The organism is uncultured Olsenella sp. (assembly GCF_959602185.1).
Classification (GTDB): domain Bacteria; phylum Actinomycetota; class Coriobacteriia; order Coriobacteriales; family Atopobiaceae; genus Olsenella_I; species Olsenella_I phocaeensis.
Window position 1 is genome coordinate 29,973 of the sequence record NZ_CAUGRZ010000003.1, and the last position, 17,105, is coordinate 47,077.

Here is a 17,105-nt window from a genome sequence, read left to right on the forward strand (position 1 = left end):
AGGCAGTCCGCGTCACGACATGCGATGACGCCGCAGCGAGCGATGCGGCGGCGGGGTGGGACGGTCTGCGGCAAACGGCACGAACGAGTCTTTATGGCGAGATATGGCGAGAGGAGCCAACGATGGTCCTTGAAGAGAGCTTCGTCCTGAGCAACGGCGTCAGCATTCCCAAGCTGGGGCTGGGAACCTGGTTCATCGACGACGGCAAGGCGCCCGAGGCGGTGCGGCAGGCCGTGCGCCTTGGGTACCGGCACTTCGACACCGCCCAGGCCTACGGCAACGAGCGGGGCGTGGGCGAGGGCGTGCGCACGGCAAGCGTCGCGCGCGAGGAGCTTTTCGTGACCACCAAGCTGGCGGCCGAGTCGAAGGACCGCGCCACTGCGGCGGCTGCCATCGACGAGTCGCTGCGAAAGGCAGGCCTCGACTACTTCGACCTCATGCTCATCCACAGCCCCCAGCCCTGGGCGAACTGGCGCGAGGGCAGCTACGCCGAGGGCAACCGCGAGGCCTGGGAGGCGCTGGAGGATGCGTACCGCGCGGGCAAGCTCCGTGCCATCGGCGTCGCCAACTTCGAGGAAGCAGACCTCCAGAACCTGGAGGCCGAGGACGTGCGGCCGATGGTCAACCAGCTCCTGGTCCACGTGGGCAACACCCCGGAGCAGCTCATCCGGCACTGCCGGGACAAGGGCATCCTGGTCGAGGCGTACTCTCCCGTCGCTCACGGCGCAATCCTGGACGACCCGAGGGTCGCCGGAATGGCCGAGCGCTACGGCGTGAGCGTGGCCCAGCTCTGCATCCGCTACGACCTGCAGCTGGAAACCCTCCCCCTGCCCAAGACGGCGAACCCCGACCACATGCGCCAGAACAGCGAGCTGGACTTCGAGATCTCTGACGAGGACATGGACACGCTGCGCGGCTACGACGCGGTCGACTACGGCAGCTATGCGGCGTTCCCCGTGTTCAGCGGAAAGTAGGGCGTCTGGAGCAGGGACGCGACAAGCGCGCAGACGGGCGTTCGGCCCAGACGAATCGAGAAAAGGCATCAGGCGAGAGGGGCCAGGCATGGCAGTGAGGCAGACGGCAGGACGCGACCAGCTGGGCGAGTTTGCCCCCAAGTTCGCGGAGCTCAACGACGACGTGCTGTTCGGCGAGGTGTGGAGCCGGGAGGAGGAGCTCTCGCTGCGCGACCGCTCGCTGGTCACCGTGGTCGCGCTCATGGCGCAGGGGCTCGTCGACTCGTCGTTCAAGTACCACCTGATGACGGCGAAGAAGAACGGCATCACCAAGGAGGAGATCGCCGAGGTCATCACCCACGCCGCCTTCTATGCCGGCTGGCCCAAGGCCTGGGCCGCCTTCAACATGGCCAAGGAGGTCTGGGAGTAGGATACGGCCGTGCCGGGATGGGTGTGGCTGGACCAAGCCGGAAGGCGCAGCGCCGCCCAATCTTGCGATCGTGGACTGAATTGGCCCCGCACGGCGGCAAAACTGTCCACACTGGCAAGACTAAGCCTTACAGCATGAGGCTTCGGGCGAGAGTGACGCGCGTACGATGTCGGCCGCACTGTCTCACCAACGACCCGCATTCATGCTCGTACCGCACGCCACGCGCCACGCTGCGCTCGTTCCCTATGCACGCAGAGCTTGCACCCGGACACATCACGCACGTCGACGCCACGCGCCCCGGGGCCGAAGCCCCGGGGCGTGGCATGTCTCACGCGACGAAGAGCATCACGGCAGCAACGCCGGCGCGCCTCTCGCCTACTCGACGTCGATCTTGTGGACCCAGTTGAACTTGTCCTCGACCTCGCCGGACTGGATGCCGGTCAGGGTCTCGCGCAGCTTCCTCATGACAGGTCCGACCTCGTCCATGCCGTAGACGACCTCGCCATCGGGGCCCACGACCTTGCCCACCGGCGAGATGACGGCCGCGGTGCCGCACATGCCGCACTCGACGAACTCGCCGATCTCGTCGAAGCGCACGGGACGCTGCTCGACGGTCATGCCCAGCATGTTCTGGGCCACATCCACCAGCGAGCGGCGCGTGATGGAGGGCAGGATCGAGTCGGTCGCAGACTGGGGAACCACCAGCGTGCCGTCCTTCTTGACGAAGAGGAAGTTGGCGCCGCCGGACTCCTCTACGAAGGTGCGGGTCTCGGGGTCGAGGAACATGTTGTCGGCGTAGCCCTCGGCATGCGCCTCGACGCTGGGATACAGCGACATGGCGTAGTTGAGGCCGGCCTTGATGTTGCCGGTACCATGGGGAGCTGCGCGGTCGTACTCCGAGACCTTGACCGCGACAGGCCTGACGCCGCCGGAGTAGTACGGGCCAACGGGGGTCACGAGGATGCGGAACTGGTACTCGTCGGCGGGCTTGACGCCGATGACGTCACCGGTGGCGATCATGAGCGGGCGCACGTACAGCGTGGCGCCAGAGCCGTAGGGCGGCACCCATGCGGCGTTGGCGCGTACGACCTTCTCGACGGCGTCGACGAAGCGGTCCTCGGGGAAGGGCGGCATCACGATGCGCCTGGCGGAACCGGCCATGCGGGCGGCGTTCTGGTCGGGACGGAAGCAGACCACGTCGCCGTTCTTGGTGGTGTACGCCTTGAGGCCCTCGAAGACCTCCTGGCAGTAATGGAAGATGCCCGCGCACTCGGAGAGCGTGATGCTGTGGTCGGTGGTAAGCGCGCCCTCGTCCCAGGCACCATCCTTGTAGTTCGAGACGTAGCTGTAGTCCGTGGGCATGTAGCTGAAGCTGAGGTGCTCCCAGTCCAGGTCCTTCTTCTGCATGTGGCCCTCCTTGCCTTGTTTGTGGTTCGCGCGGGTGCGGCCCGGGAGCGTCCCAGGCGTCACCTCCGCCGCGATGCACAGTGTACTCTCGCCCTTGCGGGCGCCCTGAGTAGGTGACGCTCCCGAAACATGGGAGGGGCTTCTCCTCGCGTTCATCATCTGGTCAAGCATCTTGCGGACGGGTGCCACCGGACGTCGGGACGCGGGTGGCAGGAGGCGCGGTGCGGGCTGGGCTCACCTCGGCTGTAGGAGGCGCGGGCTGCGCTCACTTCGGCTGTGGGGCGCGTGGCGCGGGCTGCGCTCACTTCGGCTGTGGGAGGCGCAGGCGGCACATCACCGGCACAGGAAGCCCGAAGTGGGTGATTTCCGTCCCCTTGAAGGCGAGAAAACCACCCACTTCGAGCGCGCGACAGCAACTCACTCACCCATTTCTCGCCTCTCGCGCGCTAACGCCGAAGTGAGTGGTTACGCCCTTCTCGCCCGCGAGAGAACCACCCACTTCGGACGTGGCGTGACGACTCGCCCGCCCACTTCGAGCATGGCACGGCAGCTCGCCCGCCCACTTCGAGCCCGCCATGGTCGTCCGCCAACCCACTCCGAATCCGGCGCGCGGGAGGCCCGAAGTGGGTCGCGCGCCAGCAAGTAGGTCGTGGGCCAGCAAGTGGGTCGCGAGCCAGCAAGTAGGTCGCGGGTCAGCAAGTGGGTCGCGGGTCAGCAGGCGAGCCGAGGCCAGTCGCTAGCCGCGGGCACGCCCTCGCACGCCCCGCACCAGGACGAGGCGGTTCGCCACCATTGCCACAAGCGCGTATGCCACGCAGACGACGGCCACGACCCCCAGCCCCCACGCGGGAAGCGCGGCGAAGTCCAGCGGCTCGGCCAGAGGCGAGAGGGGCAGCCATGCACCCAGGAGCCCCACCGCGACGGCGACCAGGGTCACGCGCCAGGAGGCGCGGCTCTGGACGAAGGGCAGCCTGCGCGTGCGCATGACCTGCACGGCCAGGAGCTGCGTGACCAGGCTCTCCGTGAACCAGGCGCCCTGGAAGACCGCCACGAAGAGGGCGCGCCGTGCCGCCATCCCCGCGCCGGCCGCCGCGAGCTCCGCCCAACTGCCACCCGCGACGGCAGGGCAGACCCAGAAGAAGAGCAGGCCAAAGGTGAGAAGGTCGAACGCCGAGCTCACGGGCCCGATCCGCCTCATGTAGCCGCTCAGCGAGCCCACGTCCCAGCCGTTGGGCGCGGCCACGGACTCCTCGTCCACGTTGTCCCAGGGAATCGCCGTGCAGGCGATGTCGGAGAGCAGGTTGAGCAGGAGCATCTGGGTGGCACGCATGGGCAGGAAGGGCAGGAACAACGACGCGGCGAGCACGCTGAAGACGTTCCCGAAGTTCGAGCTGGCAGCGATGCGCACATACTTCTCCATGTTTGCGAAGGTGTGACGACCGGCCATGATGCCCCTCTCCAGCACCATGAGGTCCTTCTCGAGGAGGATGATGTCCGCCGTCTCGCGCGCGACGTCGGTCGCCCCCTCCACGCTGATGCCACAGTCGCTCTGGCGCATAGCGGGGGCGTCGTTCACGCCATCCCCCATGTAGCCCACCACGTGTCCGTTGGCACGCAGCGCGGCCACCACACGAGCCTTCTGGTCGGGCGCGAGCTTGGCGAACACGGTGACGTCCTCGGCCGCCTGCGCAAGCCGGGCGTCGTCCATGGCCTCCACGTCTGACCCCTCCAGCACGCCGCCCACGTCCAGGCCGATGGCACGGCACACGTGGACGGCGACTCGGGCGGAGTCCCCCGTGAGCACCTTGGTCCCCACGCCGTGCGAGGCCAGGGCGGCGATGGCGGTCTTGCTCGACTCCTTGGGCGGGTCGAGGAAGGCGAGGAAGCCGATGAAGCGCATGTCGCGCTCGTCCTTGGTGCTCAGGACGCGCACGCCCGCAGGCTCGGCCTTGCGCGCCACGCCGAGGACGCGCATGCCCTCGCTCGCCATGGCCGCCGCCCGCTCCATGACCTGCGTGCGCAGGTCGTCACCCAGCGCGCACGCCTCCCCGCCCAGGTCGACCTCGCTGCAGGCCGCGAGCACTTCCTCGACCGCGCCCTTGGTGATCATGTGGGTCCTGCCCCGCTCGTCCCCCACCACGACGCTCACCAGGCGACGCTCGAAGTCGAAGGGAAGCTCGTCCACCAGCGTGTAGCGCTCGGCGAGCTCGTCGGCGCTGGGCAGGTCGCGCGCGCCCGACGTCATGGCGACGCCAGTCGCGACCACGCCGGCCTCGTCACTCTCGCCCGCGTCCCTCGCCGCCGCGCTCAGCTCCTGCGTGCGGCGGATGATGGCGGAGTCGACGAGGTTGCGCAGGCCGGTCTCGAAGAAGCTGTTGAGGAAGGCCTCGAAGAGCACGCGGTCGTCCTCCCGGCCCAGGGCGTCTAGGTGGCGCTCCAGGACGACGCGGTTCTCGGTGAGGGTGCCCGTCTTGTCGGTGCAGAGGACGTCGATCGAACCCAGGTTCTGCACGGCGTCGAGGCGCTTCACGATGGCCTTGCCGCGGCTCAGGTCCTGAGCGCCCTTGGCCAGGCAGGCGGTCACGATCATGGGCAGCATCTCGGGCGTGAGTCCCACGGCGACGCTCGAGGCGAAGAGCAGGGCGGCGAGCCAGTCCCCCTTGGTGAGGCCGTTCGCAAGCAGGACCAGAGGGGCGATGACCAGGGTCATCCTCATGAAGAGCGCGCCAACCTCGTCAAGGCTGCGCTGGTAGGCGCCCTTGGGACGCACCTCTCCAAGCGAGCTGGCAACGCGTCCGAAGGCGGTCCCCTCTCCCACGGCGACCACGACGCAGCTAGCCCCGCCCGAGATGACGGTGGACCCCATGAGGGCGACGTTGGGCAGGTCGGTGACCTCCCGGCTGGCGGCAGCGCACTCGTCCAGCGCGGCGGCGCAGCGCTCGACGGGAGCGCTCTCGCCCGTGAGGGAGGCCTGGCTGACGAAGAGGTCGCGCGCGTGGGTGAGGCGCACGTCGGCGGGGACGATGTCGCCCGCGCGCAGGTGGATGACGTCGCCCACCACGACCTGGTCGAGCGGGAGCTCGGCGCGTCCGGCGTCCGCGCGCTCGACGCAGCAGGTGGTCTGGATCGAGCGCGCCAGCGCCTCCGCGGCGTTTGCGCTGCGGCGCTCCTGCACCTCGCGCATGAGGACCGAGATGCCCACCATGACCAGGATGATGAGGGTGGTGGATGGGTCGCGCTGGCCAGGCTGGGCAAATGCGACGTCAGTCACGAACGAGACGATGGCCAGCACGACGAGGATGTCAGTGAAGGGGTCCGAGAACACGGACAGCAGACGAGAGAGGACGGACGGCCGGTCGGGCGCGCCCACCACGTTGGCGCCCCACTCGGTGCGGGACTCCTCGACCTCCTCGGGCCCGAGGCCCGCCTCATGGCTCTTGAGCTCGTCGAACGCCTGGTCGATGGACAGGGTTGCGAGGTGGCGCAGCCAGGAGAGCCTCAGCTCCCCGGCGGTGCCGACGTTGATTAGGGACATGCTATGGCCCCCTCCCTCCAGCTGGTCCCGCCTGCGTGGCGGAAACCAGGGTCAGGGGGCGCATGCACTCGGGCTTGCTAGCTCAGACGCGACGCGACAAAGGCGCGGGCAGGCGCCCCCTCTCGGAAATTACATGATCGACTGTGACCAAGACCGACGTCCATGGAGCACCTCCTTGGGGTCGGGGACTCCCGTCCCTCTCGCCTTGCCTGAAAGCCTGCCGGGCCATCCCTGGCGCAACGGCGTGTGCGGCACGCGGGTTCGCTGCGTGCCCATGCCTCGACGCATGTATACCCGAGCACGGACCATCTTGAACCCCTTCACCGCCAAAGGCAAGCCCGGCGGGCCGTCTCGATCCGGCAGAAGGATCGCTTTGGGCTGACGAGAGGAACCCGCCACGGGCTTCCCGCGCAAAGAGAGGAACCCGCCACAGGCTTCCCGCGCAAAGGTGACAATGTGAGCGGCCAAGATGCCGCCGCAAGTTTGAAGTGGGTGGTAGGTTGCCACCGCAGGCCCAAGGTGGGTGGTTCTCTCGCCTGGCGGAGCCTTGCAACAACCCACTTCGCCCGCGGCGCGCCGGAACGCCGATGTGGGTGGGCGGACGACCACGCCGAGGTCGAAGTGGGTGATTCTTGCGCAGCCGAGAGGGGCGAAACCACTCACTTCGGGGCTCGCACGCCACACGGGGCTCGCACGCCACATAGGGCACGCACGCCACACGGGGCTCGCACGCCATCGCGGGATGTGGAAGACATGCGAGTCCCCCGATGCCGGCGCGGCATTACGCACACGAGCCTCGGATGGTCGGCACGACGCCTCACCCCGTACCCCATGGCACCCGCGCGTTCCCATGTGTTCATCGTCTGAGCAATCCGCTGCCCGCAAACCGACGTTTCTCCCCGACAACGCGAGCGCGTTATGATGAGACTGTCGTGTCCTGCCGCGACGCGGCAAAACCGAGACCGTTCATCGTTGGAGGCCCTACATGCCCGTAACCGCGATCATCCTCGCCGCCGGCGAGGGAACGCGCATGAAGTCTCGCCATCCCAAGGTAATGCACAAGATGCTCGACCACCCCATGATCTGGTGGGCCGCCGACTCCGCCCGCAAGGCGGGGGTCGAGCGCATCGTCGTGGTCGTGGGCAACGGCGCCGACGAGGTGCGCGACTACTTCGCCCATGACGAGCTGGGCGCAAGCGTCGAGTTCGTCGAGCAGGCCGAGCGCCTGGGCACCGGCCATGCCGTCCGCGTGGCGCGCGACGCCCTCGGTGCCTTCGAGGGACCCACCGTGGTGATGTACGGCGACACCCCGCTGGTGCGCCCCCAGACCATCAGGTCGCTCATCGACCAGGCGAGAGACACGCACGCCGCGTGCACCGTGCTCACCATGACGCCGGACGACCCCACGGGCTACGGCCGCATCCTGAGCGAGGACGGCCAGGTCAAGGCCATCATCGAGCACAAGGACTGCACCCCCGGGCAGCGCGAGGCCCTCAGGGAGTGCAACTCCGGCCTCTACTGCTTCTGCGGACGCCGCCTGACCCAGAACCTGGACAAGATCGGCAACGACAACGTCCAGGGCGAGTACTACATCACCGACATGGTGGGCATCTACGCCCAGATGGGCGAGCCCGTGAGCGCCGTGCACTGCGAGGACGCCGGCGAGCTCCTGGGCGTCAACAGCCGATCGCAGCTCGCCGCCGTGACCAAGATCATGCAGCGCCGCATCAACGAGGGCCTCATGGCCGCCGGCGTCACCATGATGGACCCCGAGCAGGTCTGGGTGGGACCCGAGGCGACCGTCGGCCAGGACACCGAGCTCCTGCCCCAGACCTTCGTGTGGGGAAGGAGCCACGTGGGCTCCGACTGCGTCGTGGGCCCCAACAGCCGGCTCGTCAACGCGAGCGTGGGCGACGGCTGCCTGGTGGACGAGACGATCATCGTGGACTCCGCGATCGACGACGAGGTCAAGTGTGGCCCGCGCGCCTACCTGCGCGGCGGCGCCCACTTCCACAAGGGTGCCAAGGCAGGCACCCACGTCGAGATAAAGGGCTCCGAGGTGGGCGAGAACTCGAAGGTGCCGCACCTCTCCTACATCGGTGACGCGACCCTAGGCCGCGACGTCAACATCGGCGGCGGCTCCATCACCTGCAACTACGACGGGAAGCACAAGAGCCACACCCAGATCGGAGACCACGTCTTCGTGGGCTCCGACACCATGATGGTGGCCCCCGTGACCATTGGCGACAACGCGCTCATCGGCGCGAGTTCGTGCATCACCAGAGACGTGCCGGCGGGAGCCCTCTCGCTGGAGCGCTCGAGGCAGTACGTCCAGGAGGGCTGGGCGGATCAGTACTGGGAGAGACTTGGGAAAGAGGAGTAGATGTACGAGAACCTGTGCAAGCCGCTCAACGTCGAGAAGGAGATAAAGCTCTTCTCCGGCACCGGTAACCCGGAGCTGTCGAAGCGGGTCGCCAAGATCCTGCACCTCGAACTGCAGGGCCTGCACCTGGAGAAGTTCGCAAACGGCGAGACCTACGCGCGCTTCGTGGAGTCCGTCCGCGGCGACGAGGTCTTCTTCATCCAGACCCTGGCCGGCCCCAACGTCAACGACCTGCTCATGGAGACGCTGATCGTGGCAGACGCGGCCACGCGCGCCTCCGCGGACAACTTCACCGTGGTCATCCCCCACTACGGCTACGCGCGCCAGGACCGCAAGGCCGCGCCGCGCGAGCCCATCACCGCCCGCCTGGTGGCCAACCTGCTCGAGGCCGCCGGTGTGGACCGCGTGATCACGCTTGACCTGCACTCCAACCAGATCCAGGGCTTCTTCGACATCCCCGTAACCCACCTCACCGCCCTCTACCTCTTTGGCGACTACTTCAAGGAGAAGGACTTCGACTGGGAGAACACCGTCGTGGTCTCGCCCGACATGGGCCGCGCGAAGGTCGCCAAGAAGCTCAGCGACTACCTGGGCTGCGAGGTCGCCATCGCCCACAAGAGCCGCCCCAAGCACAACGCCGCCGAGGTCATGGGCATCATTGGCAACATCAAGGGCAAGACCTGCATCATCAACGACGACATGATCGACACCGCGGGCACCCTGGTGGGGTCGATCAACAAGCTCAAGGAGATGGGCGCGGGCGACATCTACATCAGCGCCACCCATGGCATCTTCTCGGGCCAGGCCGTCGAGCGCATCGAGAGCGCCCCCATCGTGGAGTGCGTGGTGTCTGACGCCATCCCCTGCGCTGTGGCCAACCAGCCCGGCTCCAAGATCAAGACCGTGTCCGTCGCGCAGGAGCTGGCCGACGCGATCTACGCCGTGTACGTGAACACCCCCGTGTCCGGCGTGTTTGGCGGCAACTCCGAGATGTAGCGCTGCCAGAAGCGCAAACCACCGGCAGCGAGCATGGGCAACATGCGCCCTGTAGCTTGCTTCGGTTCCTGAGCTCGACCCCTTGGGCACCCCGGCTTCGGCCGGAGCGCCCTTCTTCTCTGGGAAGTGGGGCGAGGGCGCGCGACGATGGGGTGCGGCGTGCAGGCGAGAACGGCCTGCGTCCGCGCCGGGGGGCTAGGGCTCCCGCACCGCCTCCCAGACGGCGGTCGAGACGCGCGCCATGAGGGCGTCCGCCTGGCCCTGGTCCATCCCCGTGGTCATGACGACGAACACGTAGGGGTGGTCTCCCAGGACGATGCCGCCGTCGTGGCGCACGCCGTCCAAGCTCCCCGTCTTGTGCGCGAACGCGACCCCATCCGGCAGCCCCTGCGCCAGGCCTCGCGTGTCCGCCTGGTCCTCGAGCCAACCCAAGGCGCGCTCGGAGGCCTCAGGGCTCACGAGCTCCCCGCGCGCCACCATGAGCAGCAGCCTCGCCTGGTCGCTCGCGCTCGTGTAGTTCTCGCGCCCGGAGGTGGCCGCAGCCGTGTCCATCATCTTGCGGCGGAGGCTCGTGTCGGCAAGCCCAAGCCGCTGGCACTCCTCGTTCACCGCATCCATGCCCAGGGCGTCGATGAGCAGGTTGGTGGCCATGTTGTCGCTCTGTCCGATCATGTATGCCGCAAGCTGCCCATAGCTGAGCCAGGTGCCCGCGCGCATGCCCTGCACTACGCCCGAGCCCGCCACGCGGTCCTGACCGCGCAGGATGGTGCCATCCGCAAGCGAGATGCGGCCGTCCTGGGCCTCCTGCAAGAGCGTCGCCATGACCGCAGTCTTTATCATGCTGGCCGAGGGGACGCGCTCCTCTCCCCCAAGGGAGAATCCCGTGGTGCTGCCATCCACCGACTCGTAGGCGACGTAGGCGCTTCCGGAGTGGCCGGCGAGCGCCGCCTCGACCGCCGCCTGGATGGGGGCTGAGTCCCGCGGCCACGTGCCCGACGAGGAGTCGCCCGGGGACGCGTCGCTCACCGTGGGCCACGCCGTCTTCTGTCCCGCCGTGGCCTGGTCCGACGCGCCAGGCTGGCTTGCCTGGCCTTCCGCCGCGCCCGGGCCACTCACGACCCGAGGCGAGCAGGCGCCCAGGAGGCAGGGGGCGACTGCCGCGAGGGTGGCGAGGGCGACAAGGGCTATTCTGGAATGGTGCATGTTCACGCCTCACGTACGCAGGTCTTTGACGTTCGGGCGCCTCGAGGCGCGGACGGGTCGGACGATAGCCCAGCCAACCATGGTACCTGCCATGAAGCCTTGCCCACGCGAGCTCACGGAGGAAGCGATGGCCGGAAACAACTTTTGCGTCAACTGCGGGGCTCCCCTCCAGGAGGGCGCCCGCTTCTGCACCAACTGCGGAGCGCCCGTGCAGGCCCTCGTCGACGGCGGCGCTACCGAGCCCACGAGTGACGCTTCGGCAACGGAGCCCCAGCCCGACCAGACGCAGCGGCTCGCGGCTCCCGGGGAGGCCGCTCCCATGCAGCCTGCGGGAGCCCAGCCTTACGTGCCCGTGGGGCCCGGCAGTCCCCATCCCCAGGCTGCGTTTGCGCAGGCTCCCTATGCACGGGCGACCTCCGCCGTCGCAGGCGGCGACAACCGCCACAGGACCATCGTCGTCATCGCCGTCGTCGTGGCGGCGCTGGTGGCCCTCGCCCTCGTGGCCGCACTCGCCCACGCGTGGCTGTCGGGCACGGGCACGGGCGGCAACGATGGGCAAGCCCAGCAGGGCCAGCAACAGGGTGACTCCGATGGCGAGGCAAACGGCGACGCCTCGAGGAAGCAGGAGGACGACAAGGCGGGGGCCGAGGCAGAGGCCAAGAAGAAGGAAGAGGAGGCCGAGGCCCAGGAGGAGAAGGCCAAGAAGGAGTCCCTCGACCAGCAGGACAGCGCCTTCCACGACTCCCTGGTCTCGTACTACAACGTGCTCTCCGACTACGACGCGCGCGTGCGTGACGCGGCCTCGAACTTCAACGCGTCGTTCCTCTCCAAGGACATGGACCTCAGGCGCAGCCTTGCCAGCAGCTGCTCCAGCCTCAAGGTCGAGCTCCAAGGCAAGGTGGACTCCCTGGGCAAGATGACGGCACCGGAGGGGTCCGCGTGGACCACGCAGCTCTCGCAGATCCGCCAGTGCTACCAGGACCACCTGAGCCGTGTCACGGTGATGGACTCCGCCTGGCAGGTTGACCTGCGCTACCCGGACCCGGAGCCCCACCAGTCAGAGATCTTGGGACCGATCTCTGCCGGGAACCTGGACGGCTCCAACAAGAACGCAGCGCTGGACGACTACGAGAAGCTGTACCCACAGATCACGCTGTAGGAGCGTAGGCGCAGGCGATGGCGCTGGACCCGGGCGCGCATGGTTCGACGTTCACGCCGTTACGCACGAGATTGCCAGCGAGCACGCTCTTGCGCACATGAGCCAGTCCCATCAACTGGGCAAACGCGATGCGGCATGTGCGTTTGAGCGTGAGCGACGAGGCGTGCGTGCGTTCGAGCGTGCCCGGCGGTCGGGTGCGTGCGTTCGAGCGTGAGCGATGAGCCGTACGCGGGCAATGGCGCGCGTGACGCATGGCGTGCACGGCAAACGTCAGGCGAGAGAGGCGCGCCTCACGCCTCGAGGCAGGCCCCCAGCATGAGCTCAAGCCCACGCGTGGCAACGTCCAGCGACATGCTGGGCACGTCCGACCCAAGCGCCGCAGCCTGCTGGGGCAGGTAGGGCAAGTGGACGAAGCCGCCCCTCACGCCCGGCCTCCCGCCGCGCAGGCAGTCCAACAGGCAGAAGAGAAGCTCGTTGCACACGTAGGTCCCGGCCGTGTACGAGACCGCCGCAGGCACGCCGCCGTCAGCGGCCGCGCGCGCCATGCCCGCCACAGGCAGGGTGGAGAAAAGCGCGTCCGGGGCACCCTCGAGGATGCGCTCGCCAAGGGGCTGCCTGCCGACGTTGTCCGGAATGCGTGCGTCACGCCAGTTGATGCCCACGAACTCCGGCATGACCTTGGAGCGCCCGCCCGCCTGGCCCACGCAGAGCACCAGTTCGGCGTCACAGGCCTCCAGCTCCTCGCGCAGCCTCGCGAAGGCGCCGCCGAACTCCACGGGAAGCACGACGCGCACGAGCTCCCTACCCAGGATGGTATCCGGAAGCGATCGGACCGCCTCCCAGGACGGGTTAGTCGCCTCTCCCCCAAAGGGCTCGAAGCCCGTGACAAGAACCTTGCCCATGGTACCGCCTTCCGACGCTCTCCTGCGTCCGCATGATACGACAGCACAGGTCCTGGACGAGGTGCCTCTCCCCTGCGCTATGCTCTTTGCAACGAACGGCTACGCAAGAGAGGCTGGCATGAAGGCGGCACCCAAGGCACCCAAGCAGATTTCCCTCATCTGCGGGCTGGGAAACCCCGGTCCCGAATACGCCGAGACCCGACACAACGCGGGCTTCGCGACCGTCGACCTGCTGGCCGAGCGCGCGGGCGTGCGCTACTGGAAGAGCCAGGCGGGCTGCGACGTCGCGCGCATCGGCTGGACGTCGGCGGGAGAGGCGCGCGAGGTCGTCCTCGCAAAGCCGCAGAGCTACATGAACACCAGCGGCGGCCCGCTCTCGAAGCTCATGAGGGAGCTGCGCGTGGGACCGCAGGAGGTCCTGGTGGTCCACGACGAGGTGGACCTCCCGCAGGGCCAGGTGCGCGCCAAGTTTGGCGGTGGCCTCAACGCGCACAACGGACTCCGCTCCGTCGCGGACAAGCTGGGCACGCGCGACTTCGCCAGGCTGCGCTTCGGCGTGGGCAGGCCCCCGGGAAAGATGAGCGTGGCAGACTACGCCCTCCGCCAGCTCAAGGGCGGCTTCCTGGACGAGTTCAGGCTCACCGCGCAAGACGCGGCGGACCTGGCCGAGCGCTGCCTCGACGGGAACGTGAGCTGGGACTAGACGACGCGTACGACTGGCACGTCCAAACGGACAGCGCTGGAACGGCCGGGCGTCTTCGCGCGACCGCATTCCGGGGGAGGGCAACGCATGGAAACCGACAAGCTCGAGGCGTTCTCGGATGGCTGCATCGCCATATTCATCACCATCATCCTCCTGACCTTCCACGCCCCCGACGGCGGGACCTACCGCGACCTCCTCGCCTTCGTCCCCAGCCTCCTCTGCTACCTGATGAGCTTCATCGTCATCGCCATCTACTGGGGCAACCACCATCACCTCCTCCACGTCATCAAGAACGTGAACGGCAAGGTGATGTGGGCGAACCACGCCCTGCTCTATGCCGCGGGTGCCATCGTGTCGCTCTGGCTCCCGTGGGTCGCCCTCGCCATGTACTTCATCGTCAACGTCATCTGGTTCGTCCCCGACTGTCGCATCAGCAGGACGCTGGACGCCCGTCCGGAGTAGGACCGGAACTCCCCTGCGGCAACGGCCGCGACGCCCCTCTCACCAGAGCTGAATAAATCGGCAAAAGGCGAAGTTACGTACGCAAGCGGACCCTTTGAGCATAAAATGGACGAGGCCGCCGCAATTGGGGGAGAGCGGCTCGCCAGTCCGCTGTACGAATGATGCTTCAGGAGAGGAGCCATTTGATGTACAAGATCCTCGAGAAGACTCAGTTCTCGGAGAAGGTGTTCAAGTTCCGCATCGAGGCGCCCGAGATGGCCAAGCACGCGCATGCCGGCCAGTTCCTCATGGTGCGCGCCAACGAGAAGGGCGAGCGCGTGCCGTTCACCTTCGCGGACTGGAACCCCGAGGAGGGCTGGGTCGAGTTCATCTTCATGGTGATCGGCAAGACCACCCAGATGCTCTCCAGCTACGAGGCGGGCGACGAGCTGCAGGACGTCACCGGACCCCTGGGCCAGCCCACCGAGATGGGCCCCGGCAAGTGGGCCGTCATCGGCGGCGGCGTGGGCCTGGCCATCGCCTTCCCCGTCGCGCGCCAGCTCGCGGCAACCGGCCACGAGGTCCACGCCATCATGGGCGCCCGCACCAAGGACCTGCTGCTGCTCGAGGAGCAGTTCCGCTCCATCCTGCCCGAGGACCACATCCACATCACCACGGATGACGGCTCCTATGGCGAGAAGGGCGTCGTCACCGCACCCCTGGAGCGCCTGCTCCAGGACAAGGCCGTCGACCAGGTCTTCTGCGTCGGCCCCGTGCCCATGATGAAGTTCTCCACCCTTACTGCCGAGAAGTACGGCACCCCCATCATCGCCTCGCTCAACCCCATCATGGTCGACGGTACAGGCATGTGCGGCTGTTGCCGCGTCGAGGTGGACGGCCAGACCAAGTTCGCCTGCGTCGACGGCCCCGACTTCGACGCCACCAAGGTCGACTGGAACGACCTGCGCGCCCGTCAGGCCGCGTACCGCACCGAGGAGGGCCAGTCCCTCAAGGCCTATGAGGAGGCGAACTGCGCATGCCAGAGGTAAACGGCCGTTGGGTCGCCGACATGAAGGCGCCCCGCACCGCAGACAACGAGGAGCCCGCCGCTGAGCGCGCGCTCGACTTCCGTCCCGTCGACAAGGGCTTCACCGAGGAGATGGCCGTGGCCGAGGCCGCGCGCTGCATGAGGTGCAAGAAGCCCCTCTGCGTCCAGGGCTGCCCCGTCAACATCAACATCCCCGCCTTCATCGAGGCCATCTACGACAAGGAGTACGGCAAGGGACTCGACGTCATCCGCGAGCAGTCCATGCTCCCCGCCATCTGCGGCCGCGTCTGCCCGCAGGAGAGCCAGTGCGAGGGCATGTGCATTCGCGGCAAGAAGGGCGATCCCGTGGCCATCGGCCAGCTTGAGCGCTTCCTGGGCGACCAGCCCGAGCTTGCCAGCGCACCCCAGATGGCACCCAAGAACGGCATGAAGGTCGCCGTCATCGGCTCCGGCCCCTCCGGCATCACCTGCGCCGGCGAGCTGGCCCGCAACGGCTTCGACGTCACCGTCTTCGAGGCCTTCTTCACCGGCGGCGGCGTGCTGGTCTACGGCATTCCCGAGTTCCGCCTTCCCAAGGCCGTCGTCAAGCGCGAGATTGACGGGCTCAAGGAGATGGGCGTCAAGTTCGAGTTCAACTCCGTCATGGGCCGCCTGGCCGACGCGGAGGAGCTTCTGGGCGAGAAGGGCTTCGACGCCATCTACGTGGCCACCGGCGCCGGACTGCCCAAGTTCCTCAACATCCCCGGCGAGAACCTGCCCAACGTGTTCTTCGCCAACGAGTACCTGACTCGCGTCAACCTCATGAAGGCGAACGGCTTCCCCGAGTACGACACCCCCACCAAGCACGGCAAGAACGTCGTCGTCTTTGGCGGCGGCAACGTGGCCATGGACGCCGTGCGCACCGCGAAGCGCCTGGGTGCCGAGCGCGCGGTCATCGCCTACCGACGCACCGAGGACGAGATGCCCGCCCGTAAGGCCGAGCTGCACCACGCCAAGGCCGAGGGCGTCGAGGTCATGCCCCTGGTCTCGCCGCTGGAGTTCGTCGCCGGCGAGGACGGCAACGTCTGTGCCGTGCGCGTGCAGAAGATGGAGCTCGGCGAGCCCGACGACTCCGGCCGCCGCCGCCCCGTGCCCATCGAGGGCGCGATCGAGGAGATTCCCTGCGACGTGGCCATCTCGGCCATCGGCACCAACGCGAACCCCTTCGCCAAGCTGATCGGCGGCATGGAGCTCAACAAGTGGGGCTACATCGAGGCCGACGAGAACGGCCAGACGAGCAACCCCAGAATCTGGGCCGGCGGAGACATCGTCACCGGTGCCGCCACCGTCATCCTGGCCATGGGCGCCGGCAAGAAGGCCGCCGCTGCCATGACCGCCGCGCTCACCGGCAAGGGCGAGTAGCGGGCGAGACACGCGGCGCGGCAGGCACGCAGCGTACTCGGCTTCGTGCAGGCGAGAGGAGCCCACGAAGTTGGATTGAGACTCGGACCCCGACGGAGGGTTTTCTCTCCGCCGGGGTCTTTTTGTATGCGGACGATAGGCGACAGGGCGCGAGTGCGTCGAACGCGCGCACTTGGGCAGCAAGTACGTCCAACGCGCGCAATCTGGCCGCGGCTACGTCGAACGCGTCTCTCGCCTCGCAAACCCGCAGGTAAAATTTCGCGCTCAGACGCGTTGGACGTAGTCGACGATTTAACTGACGCGTTGGACGTAGTCGCGAAGCCAATCGACGCATCGGACGTTGTGGGAGGGGGTCGGAGCACCGTCGTGCATCAAGCACGCTCCAACGCACGTCTCCACGTGTCGCGCACGCCCCAACGCACAGCTAATTCATCCCGCACGCCCCAACGCACATGTCGAAAAATTTGACCTGCACTTTTACGACGACACCTGTGCGCAACTGCGTGCTCGATGACAATGGCGTGCGTTGGCGCGTGTCCGGCGC

13 protein-coding genes are annotated in these 17,105 nt (G+C 67.6%); 9 read left to right on the forward strand and 4 right to left on the reverse strand.

Annotated features, from left to right (window positions below; all coding sequences use genetic code 11):
- Window positions 1–122 precede the first annotated feature (122 nt).
- Both Q5923_RS02960 and Q5923_RS02965 read left to right on the forward strand, forming a co-directional pair.
- Entirely contained in the window at window positions 123–974 is an 852-nt protein-coding gene (locus tag Q5923_RS02960) for an aldo/keto reductase (protein WP_303132056.1), read from the forward strand.
- Window positions 975–1,062: 88 nt separating this feature from the next.
- Entirely contained in the window at window positions 1,063–1,383 is a 321-nt protein-coding gene (locus Q5923_RS02965) for a carboxymuconolactone decarboxylase family protein (RefSeq protein WP_009278484.1), read from the forward strand.
- 375 nt (window positions 1,384–1,758) lie between these two features.
- Here Q5923_RS02965 and Q5923_RS02970 read toward each other — a convergent pair whose 3' ends face one another.
- Both Q5923_RS02970 and Q5923_RS02975 read right to left on the reverse strand, forming a co-directional pair.
- A complete protein-coding gene (locus tag Q5923_RS02970) occupies window positions 1,759–2,961 on the reverse strand; it encodes a branched-chain amino acid aminotransferase (protein WP_314639991.1) in 1,203 nt (400 codons plus the stop codon).
- Window positions 2,962–3,526: 565 nt separating this feature from the next.
- On the reverse strand, window positions 3,527–6,325 hold the full coding sequence (locus tag Q5923_RS02975; RefSeq protein ID WP_303132058.1) for a magnesium-translocating P-type ATPase: 2,799 nt from the start codon (window positions 6,323–6,325) through the stop codon (window positions 3,527–3,529).
- Window positions 6,326–7,310: 985 nt separating this feature from the next.
- On the opposite strand from Q5923_RS02975, the gene glmU reads away from it, so the two are divergent.
- Together glmU and Q5923_RS02985 are read left to right on the forward strand one after the other, a co-directional pair.
- Window positions 7,311–8,708: a bifunctional UDP-N-acetylglucosamine diphosphorylase/glucosamine-1-phosphate N-acetyltransferase GlmU gene (gene glmU / locus Q5923_RS02980; protein ID WP_009278481.1), complete on the forward strand. Its 1,398-nt coding sequence runs from the start codon at window positions 7,311–7,313 to the stop codon at window positions 8,706–8,708.
- Entirely contained in the window at window positions 8,709–9,704 is a 996-nt protein-coding gene (locus Q5923_RS02985; protein ID WP_009278480.1) for a ribose-phosphate pyrophosphokinase, read from the forward strand.
- Window positions 9,705–9,899: 195 nt separating this feature from the next.
- Here Q5923_RS02985 and Q5923_RS02990 read toward each other — a convergent pair whose 3' ends face one another.
- The gene (locus Q5923_RS02990) at window positions 9,900–10,907 is read right to left on the reverse strand and encodes a serine hydrolase (RefSeq protein WP_303132061.1); all 1,008 of its coding nucleotides are present in this window, start codon (window positions 10,905–10,907) and stop codon (window positions 9,900–9,902) included.
- Between the two features lie 127 nt (window positions 10,908–11,034).
- On the opposite strand from Q5923_RS02990, the gene Q5923_RS02995 reads away from it, so the two are divergent.
- Window positions 11,035–12,066, forward strand: a complete 1,032-nt coding sequence (locus Q5923_RS02995) for a zinc ribbon domain-containing protein (protein WP_303132063.1) — start codon at window positions 11,035–11,037, stop codon at window positions 12,064–12,066.
- A 290-nt stretch (window positions 12,067–12,356) separates the two neighbouring features.
- On the opposite strand, the gene pcp is transcribed toward Q5923_RS02995, so the two are convergent.
- Entirely contained in the window at window positions 12,357–12,968 is a 612-nt protein-coding gene (gene pcp / locus Q5923_RS03000; protein ID WP_303132065.1) for a pyroglutamyl-peptidase I, read from the reverse strand.
- 118 nt (window positions 12,969–13,086) lie between these two features.
- On the opposite strand from pcp, the gene pth reads away from it, so the two are divergent.
- The 4 genes from pth to gltA all read left to right on the forward strand — a co-directional run bounded on the left by pth (window position 13,087) and on the right by gltA (window position 16,561).
- The gene (gene pth, locus Q5923_RS03005) at window positions 13,087–13,671 is read left to right on the forward strand and encodes an aminoacyl-tRNA hydrolase (RefSeq protein ID WP_009278476.1); all 585 of its coding nucleotides are present in this window, start codon (window positions 13,087–13,089) and stop codon (window positions 13,669–13,671) included.
- Between the two features lie 87 nt (window positions 13,672–13,758).
- On the forward strand, window positions 13,759–14,133 hold the full coding sequence (locus Q5923_RS03010; RefSeq protein ID WP_303132066.1) for a TMEM175 family protein: 375 nt from the start codon (window positions 13,759–13,761) through the stop codon (window positions 14,131–14,133).
- A 185-nt stretch (window positions 14,134–14,318) separates the two neighbouring features.
- Window positions 14,319–15,161 (forward strand): sulfide/dihydroorotate dehydrogenase-like FAD/NAD-binding protein, encoded by an 843-nt coding sequence (locus Q5923_RS03015; protein WP_009278474.1) that lies wholly within the window; start codon window positions 14,319–14,321, stop codon window positions 15,159–15,161.
- Window positions 15,149–16,561: an NADPH-dependent glutamate synthase gene (gene gltA, locus Q5923_RS03020; protein ID WP_303132068.1), complete on the forward strand. Its 1,413-nt coding sequence runs from the start codon at window positions 15,149–15,151 to the stop codon at window positions 16,559–16,561. Before Q5923_RS03015 ends, gltA begins: the two co-directional genes overlap by 13 nt.
- The last annotated feature ends 544 nt before the right edge of the window (window positions 16,562–17,105 follow it).

Excerpts from the sequence above, each read along its gene's own strand:
- Q5923_RS02960 (WP_303132056.1), top strand. The coding sequence starts at position 123 with ATGGTCCTTGAAGAGAGCTTCGTCCTGAGCAACGGCGTCAGCATTCCC.
- glmU (WP_009278481.1), top strand. The coding sequence starts at position 7,311 with ATGCCCGTAACCGCGATCATCCTCGCCGCCGGCGAGGGAACGCGCATG.
- Q5923_RS02965 (WP_009278484.1), top strand. The coding sequence starts at position 1,063 with ATGGCAGTGAGGCAGACGGCAGGACGCGACCAGCTGGGCGAGTTTGCC.
- Q5923_RS02990 (WP_303132061.1), bottom strand. The coding sequence starts at position 10,907 with ATGCACCATTCCAGAATAGCCCTTGTCGCCCTCGCCACCCTCGCGGCA.
- Q5923_RS02975 (WP_303132058.1), bottom strand. The coding sequence starts at position 6,325 with ATGTCCCTAATCAACGTCGGCACCGCCGGGGAGCTGAGGCTCTCCTGG.
- Q5923_RS03010 (WP_303132066.1), top strand. The coding sequence starts at position 13,759 with ATGGAAACCGACAAGCTCGAGGCGTTCTCGGATGGCTGCATCGCCATA.
- Q5923_RS03015 (WP_009278474.1), top strand. The coding sequence starts at position 14,319 with ATGTACAAGATCCTCGAGAAGACTCAGTTCTCGGAGAAGGTGTTCAAG.
- pcp (WP_303132065.1), bottom strand. The coding sequence starts at position 12,968 with ATGGGCAAGGTTCTTGTCACGGGCTTCGAGCCCTTTGGGGGAGAGGCG.
- pth (WP_009278476.1), top strand. The coding sequence starts at position 13,087 with ATGAAGGCGGCACCCAAGGCACCCAAGCAGATTTCCCTCATCTGCGGG.
- gltA (WP_303132068.1), top strand. The coding sequence starts at position 15,149 with ATGCCAGAGGTAAACGGCCGTTGGGTCGCCGACATGAAGGCGCCCCGC.
- Q5923_RS02995 (WP_303132063.1), top strand. The coding sequence starts at position 11,035 with ATGGCCGGAAACAACTTTTGCGTCAACTGCGGGGCTCCCCTCCAGGAG.
- Q5923_RS02985 (WP_009278480.1), top strand. The coding sequence starts at position 8,709 with ATGTACGAGAACCTGTGCAAGCCGCTCAACGTCGAGAAGGAGATAAAG.
- Q5923_RS02970 (WP_314639991.1), bottom strand. The coding sequence starts at position 2,961 with ATGCTTGACCAGATGATGAACGCGAGGAGAAGCCCCTCCCATGTTTCG.